Consider the following 14,406-nt stretch of genomic DNA (forward strand, 5'->3'; position numbering starts at 1 on the left):
GGCTTCGTCATGGGCATGACGGATCGCGGCGAAGGAATGTGACCGATGACTGAAGAAACTTTTCTGACCCGGCAGTTCGAGGCCAACCGGGACCATTTGCGCGCGGTCGCCTACCGGATGCTGGGCACGAGCGGCGAGGTCGACGATGCCGTGCAGGAGGCGTGGTTGCGGCTCAACCGCAGCGACACCTCGGATGTTGCGAACCTGCGGGGCTGGCTGACCACCGTGGTCGCACGCATCTGCCTCGACATGCTGCGCGCGCGGAAGTCGCGCAAGGAAGACCCGATGGGCCCGCACGTGCCCGAGCCGGTCGACGAGACGCGGGAGCGCGAGGCGGAGATGGCCGATTCCGTCGGCACCGCGCTGCTGGTGGTGCTGGAGACATTGCAGCCGGCAGAACGGCTCGCCTTCGTGCTGCACGACATGTTCGCAGTCCCCTTCGAGGAGATCGCGCCGATCGTCGGCCGCTCGGTCGATGCCTCGCGGCAACTGGCGAGCCGCGCGCGGCGGCGCGTGCAGGGCGCGCCGGTGCCGGAGGCGGACCTGTCGCGCCAACGCAAGATCGTCGATGCGTTTCTCGCCGCCTCGCGCGAAGGCAATTTCGAAGGGCTGCTGGCGGTGCTCGATCCAGACGTCGTGTTTCGCGCCGACGACGCCGCGGTTCGGCTCGGCACGCTGCCGGAGATCCGGGGCGCGGATGCGGTCGCGCAGCTCTACAAGGGTCGCGCCCAGGCTGCACGCACGGCGCTGGTCGATGGCGAGATGGGTGTCGCCGTCATCCTCGGCGGACAGTTGCGCATCGCGCTGCGCATCACCTTCAGCGGCAACCGCATCGCCGGGATCGAGGCCTTGGCCGATGCGGAGCGCATTGCGGCGCTGGAGGTCGAGGTACTGGAGAGCTGAGGCAGGCTATTCTTCGCGAAAACAACCCCATGCACAGTACCCGATTTAAGCAATATCAATAACTTAGCGGACTCAAATCGCAATCCCCCAGTGGTATTCAGGTAGCGCTTGACGCCCGCGGCCGGTGATCGTAGTTTCGAATACGGAATTCTGTATTCCCTATTCGGAGCTACCGGCGTGATCCCTCTCGACCCGCTCCCGAACCTGATCGACCAGGTCTATGAACGGATTCTGGAGGCGATCTCCGACCGTACGTTGCAGCCCGGCCAGCGCATCCGGCAGAACGAGCTCGCCGACAAGCTCGGCGTCTCGCGCCAGCCGGTGTCGCATGCGCTGCATCTGTTGCACCGGCAGGGGCTCGTCGCCGAAAGCGGCAAGCGCGGCTTTGAAGTCACCCAGCTCGACCCCTCGCGCATCCGCCAGCTCTACGAGGTGCGCGGCGCCATTGATGCGCTCGCCGCCCGACTCGCTGCCGAACGCACCGCAAGCGACGCGGCAGGACGCGCGCGGCTCGACGCAGCGCTCGCCGCCGGACGCCGCATCGACCGCAAGACGACCCTCGCCGAGCTGATCACGCTCGATGTCGATTTTCACCGCGCCATCTATCAGCTCGCCGGCAATCCCGTGATCGAGGAGACGATCACGCCGCAATGGCCGCATATGCGCCGCTCGATGGCGACCGTGCTGTCGGAGCTCGATTATCGCGGCAGCGCCTGGGCCGAGCACGCTGACATCGCGAAACACATTCTCGCAGGTGACGCGAAAGCGGCCGAGAGCGCGGCGCTGGCGCATGCACAGACGGCGGGACGGATGACCGAGGAGAGATTGAGGGCGACGAACGAGGTGGCGGCCTAGCGACACGCGCTGTCATTCCGGGGCGACGCGTAAGCGTCGAGCCCGGAATCCATCAAGCCGCAAACGCTGAGGATAAGTGGATTCTCTGATGCGCAATTGCGCATCAGAGCTCGCGCTTCGCGCGCCCATGAATGACGAGAAAAACAACCCAGGAGGACGACCCATGAAACTGTCTCAGGAGCAATTGGAGTTCTTCGACCGCGAGGGCTGGCTGTTTCTGCCCGAACTGTTCAGCCAGGAGGAGGTCGATTTGCTCGCACGCGAGGCGGTCGGCATCTACGACGCCAACCGCCCGGAGGTCTGGCGCGAGAAGAGCGGCGCACCGCGCACCGCCTTTGCCGCGCATCTCTACAACGAGGCCTTCGGCATTCTGGGCGCGCATCCGCGCATGATCGATCCGGTCGAGCAGCTGTTCGGCGAGCCGGTCTACATGCACCAGTTCAAGATCAACGCGAAATCGGCCTTCACCGGCGACGTCTGGCAGTGGCACCAGGACTACGGCACCTGGAAGCGCGACGACGGCATGCCGGAGCCGCGCGCGATGAATATCGCGATCTTCCTCGACGAGGTGATGCCGATCAACGGCCCCCTGATGCTGGTGCCGCAAAGCCAGAATGCCGGCGATCTCCAGGCCTCGCATGATCTTGCCACAACGTCCTATCCGCTGTGGACGCTGGACGAGGACACGGTGACGCGGCTCGTCAAGCAGGGCGGCATCGTGGCGCCGACCGGCAAGCCCGGCGGCATGCTGATGTTCCACGGCAATCTCGTGCACGGCTCGGCCGGCAACATCACGCCCTATCCGCGCAAGATCGTGTATCTGACGCTAAACGCGGTCTCGAACTACATCCGCACCCCGACGCGGCCGGAGTACATCGCACATCGCGATTTCGCTCCGATCAGGACGGTGGATGATGATGCGCTGGTGCGGCTAGCGAGAGCGCCGCGGCAGGCGGCGGAGTAAACTGTCATTCCGGGGCGCGCGAAGCGCGAGCCCGGAATCCATTCATCGGCCAATTCTGCGGCCCGATGGATTCCGGGCTCGCGACTTCGTCGCGCCCCGGAATGACGAGCCTTTGATTGTTGCGCTCAAGGACATGTCCCATGAACCTCTTCCGCCTCCTCCAGGCCCGCGCGTCCGTCGGCAAGCCTGTCCGCGTCGCGCTGATCGGCGCCGGCAAATTCGGCTCGATGTTTCTGGCGCAGGTGCCGCACACGCCGGGGCTGGAGGTGCCTATCATCATCGACATCGACCGCGACCGCGCGCGCGAGGCCTGCCGCACCGTCGGCTGGAGCGCCGAGCGGATCGACGCGACCGCGTTCACCGATGACGGCGCACGCGCCATCGCCGGCGGTGCGATGGATGTCGTGGTGGAAGCGACCGGCAATCCGGCGGTCGGCATCCGTCATGCGCGCGCCGCGATCGCGGCGGGCAAGCATATCGTGATGGTCAATGTCGAGGCCGACGTGCTGGCCGGCCCGCTGCTCGCCGAGGAAGCGCGCAAAGCGGGCGTGGTCTATTCGCTCGCCTATGGCGACCAGCCGGCGCTGACGGCGGAGATGGTGGATTGGGCGCGCGCGACAGGCTTTCGCGTCGTCGCCGCCGGTAAAGGGACAAAATATCTGCCGGCCTATCACGACGTGACGCCGGATGGCGTCTGGCAGCACTATGGCCTGACCGCCGGCGAAGCGCAGTCGGCCGGCATGAATCCGCAGATGTTCAACTCTTTCCTCGACGGCACCAAATCGGCGATCGAGATGGCTGCGATCGCGAACGCCTGCGGATTGGACGTGCCCAAGGGTGGCCTGCTGTTTCCGCCATGTGGTGTCGACGATCTCCCGCACATCATGCGTCCCAGCGACAGGGGTGGCGTGCTGGAGCGATCCGGCGTGGTTGAGGTTGTGTCCTCGCTGGAGCGCGACGGCCGGCCGGTATTTCGCGATCTGCGCTGGGGCGTCTATGTCGTGCTGGAGGCGCCGAACGACTACGCCGCGGATTGCTTCAAGCAATACGGCCTGAAGACCGACGCCAGCGGACGCTTTGCCGCAATGTACAAGCCCTATCATCTGATCGGGCTCGAACTGAACATCTCGGTGCTGTCAGCCGCGCTGCGGGGCGAGCCGACCGGCCAGCCCTACGGCTTCCGCGGCGACGTCGCATCCGTCGCCAAGCGAAACTTGCGCGCCGGCGAGATGCTGGACGGCGAAGGCGGCTACACCGTGTGGGGCAAGCTGGTGCCTGCGGACGCGAGCCTGAAGGCCGGCGCGCTGCCGATCGGCCTCGCCCATCGTCTCAAGCTGAAGCACGACGTCGCCCATGGCGAGATCGTGCGCTGGAGCGATGTCGAGTTCGACGCCAACAACGAGACGATCAAGACCAGGAAGGCGATGGAGGCGGCATTCGCGAAGGCGGAATGAGCGCGGATGCATCATGGGGTCGCTCCAGTTATGTCCGCTTCCGGGTAATCGCATATGGCCTACTGAAACGAACTGAGTGCGCGCCTCGCCCTTCGAGACGACCGTGGAGCCTGTCATCGGGCCGCGCTTTGCGCGGACCCGGTGGCGGTCTCCTCAGGGTGAGGCTTATCGGCACCGGAGGCCTTCGAAATTCTTGCCACGCACTCCGTCCTCATCCTGAGGAGCCCGCCCAAAGCGGGCGTCTCGAAGGATGGCCGCAGGAAAATCACTCTCAAATGCGATAGCGCCCGGTGCTTTGCGGACTCGAACCGGACATGGCAGCAGGTCCGTTGAGGGCCACCTCCAGACGCATGCAGCGCAGCAAATAGAACGCTTGGCAGACCCACCTGGTCGATGGGCAAAGCTGCGTTGTTGCTGGTGAGCGGCGAGAGGCGCTGAAGCCCGGCCGGGAACCCTGCCGTGCAAGTCTGGATTCCCGCGATGGTTGGGATAAGGTTACGTTGCCTGCGCAGAAAAATTGCAAAACGACATTTGGGAGGACGTAATGCTCGACACCACCCTAAGCGCGCGCGTCCAGGCTTTCCTCGACAAGTTTGATGCCGCGCTTGCGGCGGGCGATCTCGACGCCGCCATCGGAATGTTCGCGCCGGAATGCTACTGGCGCGACCTCGTTGCCTTCACCTGGAACATCAAGACGATGGAAGGCCGCGATCAGGTTCGCGACATGCTTGCGCATTGCCTCGTGCACGTGAAGCCGCACAACTGGAAAATCGCCGAAGGTGAAACGCCGACCGAGGCTGACGGCGTGACAGAGTCCTGGATCTCGTTCGAGACCGAGGTCGCGCGTGGATATGGGCTCGTCCGGCTGCAGAACGGCCAGATCTGGACGCTCTTGACGACAATAGTCGAACTCAAGGGCCATGAGGAAAAGGCGGGCTTCAGCCGACCGCTCGGCGCCAGACACGGCGTCAATCCCGGTTCCAAGACCTGGAAGGAGCTGCGCGACGGGGAAGTCGAAGACCTCGGATTCAAGACCCACCCCTACGTGCTTGTCATTGGCGGCGGACAGGGCGGCATTGCGCTCGGGGCGCGTCTGCGCCAGCTCGGCGTGCCGACGATCATCGTCGAAAAGAATGCACGCGCCGGCGATTCCTGGCGCAACCGCTATAAGTCGCTCTGCCTGCACGACCCCGTCTGGTACGATCACTTGCCCTACATCGATTTCCCGAAGAACTGGCCGGTGTTCTCGCCCAAGGACAAGATTGGCGACTGGCTCGAAATGTACACCAAGGTCATGGAGCTGAACTACTGGACGAACACCACGGCCAAACGCGCCAGTTGGGACGACATCAAGAAGGAATGGACCGTCATCGTCGAACGCGACGGCAAGGAGATTACTCTGCGGCCCAAGCAGCTTGTCTTCGCGACCGGCATGTCGGCCAAGCCAAATATGCCGAAGATCAAAGGCATGGAAGCGTTCAAAGGCGAGCAGCACCATTCCTCGCGCCATCCCGGCCCCGGCGGCTACAAAGGCAAGAAGGTGGTGGTGATCGGCTCGAACAATTCGGCCCACGACATCTGCGCTGCGCTGTACGAGGCCGGCATCGACGTCACGATGGTACAGCGCTCAACCACTCACATTGTGCGCTCGGACTCGCTGATGGCAACCCTCGGTGATCTCTATTCCGAACGTGCCGTCCGCAGCGGAATGACCACGGCAAAGGCCGATCTGATCTTCGCTTCACTGCCCTACCGGATCTTGAATCAGTTTCAGAAGCCGGTCTACGACAAGATCCGCCAGGATGACGCGGCTTTCTATGCCGGGCTGGAAAAGGCCGGCTTCAGGCTCGACTTTGGCGACGACGAGTCCGGGCTGTTCATGAAGTATCTGCGCCGCGGCTCGGGCTATTACATCGACGTCGGCGCCTCACAGCTCATCATTGACGGCAAAATCAAACTGTTCGCAGGACAGGTGGAGGAAATCACGCCCAACGGCGTCAGGCTCGACAGCGGCAAGGAATTGCCAGCGGACGTGATCGTCTATGCCACCGGCTATAGTTCGATGAACGGCTTTGTCGCAGATCTCGTGAGTCAGGAAACGGCCGGCAAGATTGGCAAAGTCTGGGGCCTCGGCTCCAATACGACGAAGGACCCCGGACCATGGGAAGGTGAGCAGCGTAACATGTGGAAGCCGACCCAGCAGGAAGGCCTGTGGTTCCACGGCGGCAACCTGCATCAGTCGCGACATTACTCGCAATTCCTGTCCCTGCAGCTGAAGGCGCGCCAAGAGAGCATCCCGACGCCGGTCTACGGCCTGCAGACTGTCCATCACAAGGCCTGAAATTGCGGAGAGCGCGGCGGGGCTCGCGGATTGCGGGCCCCTGTTGAACGAACGCTGCCGTTAGCCCTTCACCGCAAATTCGATCTCTAAAGCGTAAGCGCGGCTCTCGCCCGGCATGAGTACTGCTTCGGTTCCATTCACTTTGGCGCTTGTACAGGGCTCGATTGCAAGCACGCAAGCGTGCGGCCGCAGATCATGCCAGAGCTGAAGATGCGGAAGGGTGCTGGTGTCGAATCTGACGGCAATCTCCAGCATCATGCCGTGATCCATCGGTGTTGCGAGCCTGCAAACGGCGGAAGCGCCATCATCGTCAGCGGGAAAGCTGACGGATTCGGACAACAGCGAGAGGTCCGGCAGGGCCTTGACCTCAAGCAACCGTCGTGAGCCCAGGGTTACAGATGATCCCGGCGCGAGAGCCGGGTAGCCGAAATTGAAGTGATAAAGGCTTGCCTGCGGCGTGGGCTCGTTTGAAAGGTTGGTCACCTCGTCGCGAATTCGCAAGAGGTTGCCGCCAATCGGCGCTTCGAGCCGACGCCTGAGACGCAGCGCTTCGCCACCAAACCTGAACTGCATGATTTCGCCCTCGCAGAACAGCGCGGGCTCACTCCGATTCCAATCCTCACCATGGGTCGTCACGCGCGCCGGCGTGAACGGCAGCCGGCCGTGCATGGGATGACCTGGCACCGGTTGTCGAAAATGATCGAGCCCGCAAGTGACGAGGAATCCGGAATTGGTACGACTGTAGCCGCGCCCGCCATCCTCCTCGGGATGGTGCAGGTGCGCGCTGCGAAATCCGGCCATGCTCTGCCAGGCGACCGGCATGCCTTTCCACCAGAGCGGACCGATGTCGAGCGAGCGGTCGGCCAAGGCCCAGAAGTCGAGGCCACCGCCGTTGGAGAAGGCGAGAGCGGCGACGCCACGCTCAACCCCGTCGTCGAGCACGATACGGCGGACGCTCGCGATCTGTCTGAGATCGCCGACTTTGGCGCGCAGACCCTCAGCCATCACGAGGACATCTCGCGTTGGGCTGCCGGTTCGGGCAGCTCGAGCCTACCGAATGCCTCAGGCGGTGCCTCGTTCGCAGCCATCAGGCGCGCCATCAGCGCCACAAGGCGCGCCTCCTGCGCTTCGTTCTTCACGGGTTGCTGCTGACCCGGATCCTTCGCCAGATCGTAGAGCCGCGTATCATTCTCGAGCAGCGCCCCGGGCCCGTAATTCAGATACATCGGTGACCGCTCGATCACCGGGACCTTCAACAGTTTTGCGCCCTTGGTGAAGGGAAAGCCATTCGACAGCGACGCGCCCGCTAGCTCCTCCGGCAGGAAGGGCGAGCGGATATGCGTCGGCATCACCGTGTATTGAAAGATATCCTGCGTCTTCAGGTCGGCGGGAAAGCGATGATAGGTGTAGTGACCGTCGGTGATGTTCACCGCGCCACCGAAATAGCCGAACAACGCCGCCTCGCGTAGCGGCTGGCTGGATCGGGCGGCCTTCAGGATCGAATGCCCCTCCATTTCCCGCGGCGGCGCCACGTCGAACAGATCGAGGAATGTCGGCGCGAGATCGATGGACTGCGTGAGGACCCCGCTTCGCGCCCCCGGTTGCGGGCGCCGCGGGTCATGCACGAACAGCGGGATGTGCACGATCTCCTCATAGAGGTTCATGCGGTTCTTGGCCCAGAAGTCGTGTTCGCCGAGCAGGAAGCCGTGGTCGGTGGTGACGACGAGCGCGGTGTCCTTCCACATGTCGTGACGGTCGAAATCGTCGAGCAGCTGCCCGAGCAGGAAGTCGCACATCGACACCACGGCATAGTAATTCGCGCGCAGCTCCTCGCACTCGGCCGGCAGCTCATCGACCCGGCCATAGCGCGGCCAGTCGCGGATCGGTCCGTTCCAGCCGCTGTCGAACGGCGCCTTGAAGCGCGCCGGCGCGTGGAAGGGCTCGTGCGGATCGAAGGTCTCGAGCTGGAGCAGCCAGTTGTCGGCGTCGCGGTTGCGGTCGAGAAAGTCGAACGCGTGCGCGAAGCACTGCACCGACGGAAAGTCCTTCTCTTCCTTGATGAACTCGCGGTTGATGATGTTCTGGGAGTGGTACTTGCGCCGGTCGGTGGTGAATTGCCGCGCATGATACATCTCGCGCAGCCGCTCCCAGTGCGGCTGCACCATCGCCTTCCAGGGATCGCCCTCCTGACCGCGTACGAATTCGTAGCTGTCGTAGCGATTATGATAGGTGGCGCCGCCATCCTCCCAATAGTGAAAATGATCGGTAATGAGGTGACTGTAGATGCCGGCGTGATGTAACAGCTCCGGCATGGCGTTGTCGAACGGCTCGAGCGGGCCCCAGCTCCGGTGCAGGAAGCTGAGCCGGCCCGTGAGGAGATCGCGCCGCGCCGGCATACAGGGCAGGCTGCCGACATAATGACGGTCGAAGGTCAACGTCCTCGCCGCGAGACGATCGAAGTTCGGTGTCGGGATTCGGTTGCCACCATAGGCGCCGAGCAGATGGCGGTTGAGGGAATCGAAGAGAACGAAGACCGTCTTCATGCTATTTCCTTCGTTGATGGCGGCTTATTTCACGGCGCCTTGTGTGAGACCCGCCACGATGTAGCGCTGGCCGATGATCAGCAGCACGAGTGCGGGCAGGATCGATAGCGCAGCGGCAGCTGCCATCTGCGTGTAGAGAATCTCGTAATCCTGGGCGAATTTGGCGATCGCGACCGGTACCGTTGCGGTCTGTTTCATGGTCAGCGTCAGTGCGACGCCAAAATCATTCCAACTGAACACGAAGGTCAGAATGGCGGTCGCGGCGAGCCCCGGTGCGATGATCGGCATGACGATCTGCCACAGCAGGACCGGCGTGGTGGCACCGTCGAGCCGGGCCGCCTCCTCGAGCTCGACCGGCACGTCGCGCACGAACACGCCCATCAGCCACAGCGCCATCGGCAGGTTCAGCACGGTGTGCGCGAGCACCACTGCTGTCAGCGTGTTGTCGAGACCGACGGTCCGCATGATGGTGAACCAGGCGCTCGCCAGCGCCAGCGGTGGGAACATGTGAAATACGAGCGCCCAGCCGAGGAAGATGTGCACGAACCAGCGCGGCCACGCCATCCGGTTGAGCGACCATGCGGCAAGCGTGGCGGCGATGAGGCAGATCAGCGTGCTCAGCGTGCCGACCACGAGCGAGTTGCGATAGTTGACGAGGAAATCCGAGGTCTTGGAGAACAGCACCTCGTTGAAGTTCTTCAGGACCGGCGTGAACCAGAACGCGCCGGAGAGCAGCGATATCTGGGTGCGGAATCCCGCAGCCACAACCCAGACGACGGGAATGAGCACGAGCAGGGCCGCCCCGATCAGCAGGGCATGAATTGCCAGGGCGCGTGTTCTCGGAGGCATCGTCACCTGGCGCCTCCCATCCGTCCGCGCGCTGCGACGGCGGCCGACAGCAGAATGCAAGTCATGAAGATGATTGCGACCGACATTGCCGAGCCATATCCGGTCTGATCCTCGCGGAAGAAGCGCTGGTAGAGCGTGAAGCTCATGACCTGGGTCGATGTCCCCGGGCCGCCGCCGGTGAGCAGGTAGACCTCATCGAAGACCTTGAATGCCAGCACCAGTCGAAACGCGAACGTGACCATGATGGTCGGCAGCATCATCGGCAGCGTCACGTAGGTGAGCTCCTGCCAGCCGGAGGCGCCATCGATCTTGGCGGCTTCGTAGACATCCTGCGGCAGCGATTGCAGACCGGCGAGGAACAGCAGGAAGCAGAACGGCGTCCAGTGCCAGATATCGACGAAGATCACCGTGGCGAGTGCCGTGTTGGCGGAGCCGAGCCAGTTGAGCGGATCGATGCCGACCAGCGCGATGGCCTGGTTGACCAGGCCGAAGTCGAAATTGAGCAGGAGTTTCCAGATCGCGCCGACGACGATACCGGGAACCAGGATCGGCAGGATGAAGATGGTGCGATAAAGCAAGCGGCCGCGTGTCACGCCGGTGCAGAGGAGTGCGAGCACGAATCCGCACAGCATCTGTCCACCGACGGCAAACAGCGCGAACAGAATGGTATTGAGGATCCCCGCACGGAACAGCGTGTCGCCGGCAAGCGCGCGGTAGTTGTTCAGGCCTGCGGCGGTGAAGCTCGAATGTCCGCCGCTCCAGCTGACGGTGAAGAAACTCGTCGCGAACAGATTGACCAGCGGCAGCACGCTGAGTGCCAGCAACAGCAGCAGTGCCGGCGACAGCGTCAGCCAGCGCCACAGCCGCTCGTCGAGGCCACGCTGGAAATCGGCCGCGATCGGCTGGCCCGTCGGGGCTGATGGCTCTGCCACCACCGCGGCGATTTGCGCGGCGGCGCTCGCGGTCGGCTTCATCATCGGCCTCAGGGCAATGCAGGCAGTTTGCCGGTGTTGTAATTGCGCTTCGACATCACGCCAAATATCTGCTCGGCCATGCTGTTGAGAGCCTGCACCGACGTGGTGTTGCCGGCGACGGCCTGGTTGAGACCGAGCTCGAGGATCGAGATCACCTCGCTCGCCTCCGGGAACTGGTAGATGTTGACCGCGTGCGGCAGCGCTTCGCCGAGCGGCTTCATCCAGCGGTAGCGGCGCTCCTGCGCGATCGGATCGCGGTAGGTTGCCGCGTTGACGGGAATGCCGCCGAACTTGGCGTGCGCAAGCTGCGCCTCCCTGGTCTGGTACCAGCGGAGGAATTCGAGCGCGCTGCGCTTGCGATCGTCGGGCACGTTGCGCGCGATGCCGCCGAGCCAGTGGCCGAGGCCGGGACCGGTCGAAAAGCCGTCGGCATGCGGCGTGACCGCGAACTCGACCTTGTCAATCACGGCGGATTTGTCGGGATCGTCCATCTGCGACCACGCCGAGACCACCACCATGATATGGGCGGCTTTGCCGGTCAGCATGTTCTGGATCACCTCGGCCTGGTCGAGCGAGGCGGTCTGCGGATGGCCGGCTTCCTTGGCGATCCGCAGGTAATAGTCGAGCGCGGTGCGGCCGGCCTCGTTGTTGAGTGTGATGGTGTAGTCGCCGGCGGCCTGGTTCTTGAAGATGCCGCCGCCGAAGCCATAAAGATAGGGATAGAAGTCGTAGCTGACGGACGCCGGGCCGCGGGCGCCGCGCTGGACGATGCCGTAGCGGCTCGGTGGCTTGTGCAACTTCTTCGCGTTGGCTTCGAGCTCGGCAAACGTCTCCGGCGCCTTCAGGCCGGTCTCCTTGTAGAGATCGCCGCGATAATAAAGCAGCGGAATCAGCGGCGAGATCGGCACCGACATCAGCTTGCCGCCCGCCGACATCGTCTTCTTGTCGGCATCGAAATAAACGGTGTTGTCGAGCGTATAGACGTCAGGGTCGAGCTTGAAGGACGGATCGATCGCCGTGATCGGCTCGACGAAGCCGCCGAAATACATCTCGGCGACCCATCCGGAATTCATGATCAGGAGGTCGTATTGGCCGTTTGCCGCACGCACCGAGTTGCGCTGCTTCTCGAGCGATCCCGCGAAGGGGTTGACGTCGAGCTCGACCTGGTTGCCGGATTCCTTCTCGTAGAGTTCGACCATCTTGCGGAAGCTGTCGAACCAGGGCGACTGGTTGATCACGATAGTCATCGGCGCGACCTTGGCGGCCGCCGCGTATCGCCACGGCGCAGCGAGCCCGAGCGCGACCGCACCACCTGCACCAACGACCTGACGGCGCGTCAGGCCACGCTTCTCCCTCTGTCCCGGCATCTCAATCCTCCCGCCCGCACTTCGGCCGATTCCGGCTCTCTCGGATGCTGGAGCAAAACAGGATTCAGGTATTCTTACAAAGAGGATTATTGTGCCACAGGCATAGTTTAAAGCTATGGCTTACGGCCTGCCCTTGCGGCCCTCTGTCGCTGTGGAGCAGACGGCTTTGAGCGCATCAATGATCCCCGAGGCCGCCGGTGAAACCCAGCCGTCTTTGCGCGTGATGACGCCTGCATCGCGCGTCAGCGCAAGCTCGGGAACATTGAGCATGACGAGGCCGTCGCCTTCAGGTGTCTGCAACGTCTTCGACACAGTGGTGGCGAGCGCGTCGGACTGCCGCAGCACGTTGAATTGAAGCGCAACCGATCCGCTCTCGAGCATGCTTTTCGGCGGCGGCAAATCATTGGCGACGAACAGCGAGTCGAGCCGCCGATGGGCCCGCGTCGCATGCGGCGGCTTGATCCAGGGATATTGCAACAGATCGTTCATTTTGACCCTACGCCGTCGGGTCAGCGGATGACCGCGACGGCAACAAACGCCGAGCCGATCGGATGTCAGGGTCAGGGTCTCGAATTCCCGCTGGTCCTCGGGCGAGGGAATTTCGGCGACGACGAAGTCGAGTTCGCCTTGTCGCAGCGCACGGAGCAGCGACTCGTCGAAGCCGGCCTCGACGCGGACGTGGATCGACGGATGTGCCGAGATCGTGCGCGCGAGCGCCGCCGGAAGATATCGTCGCAACCATGTTGGGCCGGCGCCGATCACGACCGTCCCGACGGCACCGGAACGTTGCGCGGTAATCTCGTGACCGGCATCCTTCAACTGGACATGCACAGCCTCGGCGTGGCGCAGCAGCGTAGTCCCGAACGATGTCAGCGCGACGCCACGTGGCAGTCGCTCGAACAATTTAACTCCGAGCTGCTCCTCGAGCAGCCTGATGCTCTTGGTCAGGGTCGGCTGGGCGATGTTCAGGTCAGCTGCGGCAAGCGATATGTTCTTGCGCTGGGCGACGCGTAGGAAATATTCAAGCTGTCGGAAGTCCATCGCTGCCCGTACCCCGAACGAGTCTCTGCTTTCAAGATTTCTATCGCGCCAGGACGAATTTCTTCCGGAGCGGGCGCTCTGGGAGCGGGAACGAGTTAATACCGGGTGCTCAGTTGTGACAACCCATCAGCGCGTCGAAGGCGTCAGGTCTATCAGGCCCAGATCCACGAGCGTACGATGGAATCGACGTTTCCGTTCAGAAGCTGACGCGAAGTAGGCTGCTCCGCAATCATCAAGCAGGCTCGCGCGCGTAGCGAATATCGGGTCAAGCGCAATACCCGCCCGTTGCAAGGCAACAGTTCCGAGAAAGGCGATATCGAGGTCGGCGCCCCTTCCCGGGCTGAAATGGGGGATATTCAAGGCTTCTATCGCATAGAATGTTCGAAACGGGCGCCGTCCATCTCCCGGTCGTTTCAGCTGTCGATCGATCTGTTTCGTCAGCACGGGTTGATGGTCCCCGTAGTGCACGATGAGAACGGGACGTCCAGGGAATCTGCTTGCCAGCTGGGCTCTGAGCCTTTGCCAGGTAGACGCGGTCTCTGCCAGTCGGGCGTAGTACTCGACGTATCCAGCATCGGGGAGGCTCGCCATGGCAAAGGCACGCTCCCTCTCAAATTGACCTGATGGCACCAGCTGCCGGTTATGCGGACCGTGATTGAAATTGGTCAGCACATAAAGAAACCTCGGTGTCGGGTCGTTGGCGATCCTCCTGGTATGCGCATCGATGACCGCATCCAGGAACATCGCATCGGAATTTGTCGCCTCGAAACGTCGGACATCGAACGGTGGCGGAAGCTCGTCGACGAAGATGCGCTCATCGATGCCGATTGAGCTGTAGAATTTATCGTAACTGAGAAACCCGCGGCGACAGCTGGATATGAGCGTGGTCTTGTAGCCGAGCGACGCCAACGAACGTGGCAAGCTGCTGTGAAAACGACCGGCGCCCTTCTTGAAGAGGTAATAGGCGCTCGAACCGAAGCTGGCACTTGAAAGACCGGTGAGCAGGCTAAATTCGGATTGCCACGAACCTCCACCAAAGATGTCGACGTTCAGGCGCCCGGATTCCCCATCCGACGGGGACAGGAAGGCTTCGACGACTGGCTCGACCGGCAGCC

General features: G+C 62.9%; 12 protein-coding genes (1 of these 12 running past the window's edge). 5 read left to right on the forward strand and 7 right to left on the reverse strand.

Annotated elements, in window-relative coordinates; all coding sequences use genetic code 11:
* The first annotated feature begins 45 nt into the window (after nt 1–45).
* The 5 genes from ABIA96_RS04795 to ABIA96_RS04815 all read left to right on the forward strand — a co-directional run bounded on the left by ABIA96_RS04795 (nt 46) and on the right by ABIA96_RS04815 (nt 6,517).
* Nucleotides 46–903, forward strand: coding sequence for a sigma-70 family RNA polymerase sigma factor (locus ABIA96_RS04795; RefSeq protein ID WP_354135881.1), 858 nt, complete (start codon nt 46–48; stop codon nt 901–903).
* Nucleotides 904–1,080: 177 nt separating this feature from the next.
* Complete coding sequence (locus ABIA96_RS04800; protein ID WP_354135882.1) at nt 1,081–1,758, forward strand: GntR family transcriptional regulator; 678 nt, start codon at nt 1,081–1,083, stop codon at nt 1,756–1,758.
* Between the two features lie 163 nt (nt 1,759–1,921).
* The gene (locus ABIA96_RS04805; RefSeq protein ID WP_354135883.1) at nt 1,922–2,722 is read left to right on the forward strand and encodes a phytanoyl-CoA dioxygenase family protein; all 801 of its coding nucleotides are present in this window, start codon (nt 1,922–1,924) and stop codon (nt 2,720–2,722) included.
* A gap of 140 nt (nt 2,723–2,862) precedes the next feature.
* Nucleotides 2,863–4,176: an NAD(P)H-dependent oxidoreductase gene (locus ABIA96_RS04810; protein ID WP_354135884.1), complete on the forward strand. Its 1,314-nt coding sequence runs from the start codon at nt 2,863–2,865 to the stop codon at nt 4,174–4,176.
* A 544-nt stretch (nt 4,177–4,720) separates the two neighbouring features.
* Nucleotides 4,721–6,517, forward strand: coding sequence for a flavin-containing monooxygenase (locus ABIA96_RS04815; protein WP_354135885.1), 1,797 nt, complete (start codon nt 4,721–4,723; stop codon nt 6,515–6,517).
* 60 nt (nt 6,518–6,577) lie between these two features.
* On the opposite strand, the gene ABIA96_RS04820 is transcribed toward ABIA96_RS04815, so the two are convergent.
* From ABIA96_RS04820 to ABIA96_RS04850, 7 genes are all read right to left on the reverse strand, one after another.
* Nucleotides 6,578–7,522 carry a DUF4432 family protein gene (locus ABIA96_RS04820; protein WP_354135886.1) on the reverse strand — a complete coding sequence of 315 codons (945 nt, stop codon included), beginning with the start codon at nt 7,520–7,522 and terminating at the stop codon, nt 6,578–6,580.
* Nucleotides 7,522–9,060, reverse strand: coding sequence for a sulfatase (locus tag ABIA96_RS04825; RefSeq protein ID WP_354135887.1), 1,539 nt, complete (start codon nt 9,058–9,060; stop codon nt 7,522–7,524). The genes ABIA96_RS04820 and ABIA96_RS04825 overlap by 1 nt, the downstream gene beginning before the upstream one ends.
* A gap of 24 nt (nt 9,061–9,084) precedes the next feature.
* Nucleotides 9,085–9,909 carry a carbohydrate ABC transporter permease gene (locus tag ABIA96_RS04830; protein WP_354136417.1) on the reverse strand — a complete coding sequence of 275 codons (825 nt, stop codon included), beginning with the start codon at nt 9,907–9,909 and terminating at the stop codon, nt 9,085–9,087.
* 2 nt (nt 9,910–9,911) lie between these two features.
* Nucleotides 9,912–10,886 (reverse strand): carbohydrate ABC transporter permease, encoded by a 975-nt coding sequence (locus ABIA96_RS04835; RefSeq protein WP_354135888.1) that lies wholly within the window; start codon nt 10,884–10,886, stop codon nt 9,912–9,914.
* A gap of 5 nt (nt 10,887–10,891) precedes the next feature.
* Nucleotides 10,892–12,250, reverse strand: a complete 1,359-nt coding sequence (locus ABIA96_RS04840; RefSeq protein ID WP_354135889.1) for an extracellular solute-binding protein — start codon at nt 12,248–12,250, stop codon at nt 10,892–10,894.
* 120 nt (nt 12,251–12,370) lie between these two features.
* On the reverse strand, nt 12,371–13,291 hold the full coding sequence (locus tag ABIA96_RS04845; protein ID WP_354135890.1) for a LysR family transcriptional regulator: 921 nt from the start codon (nt 13,289–13,291) through the stop codon (nt 12,371–12,373).
* Between the two features lie 126 nt (nt 13,292–13,417).
* Nucleotides 13,418–14,406 carry the 3' portion of a sulfatase-like hydrolase/transferase gene (locus ABIA96_RS04850; protein WP_354135891.1) on the reverse strand. It continues 727 nt past the right edge of the window, so only the last 989 of its 1,716 coding nucleotides appear in the window; its start codon lies off the right edge, out of view; its stop codon occupies nt 13,418–13,420.

This window comes from Bradyrhizobium sp. LB11.1 (assembly GCF_040549385.1).
Taxonomy (GTDB): Bacteria; Pseudomonadota; Alphaproteobacteria; order Rhizobiales; family Xanthobacteraceae; genus Bradyrhizobium.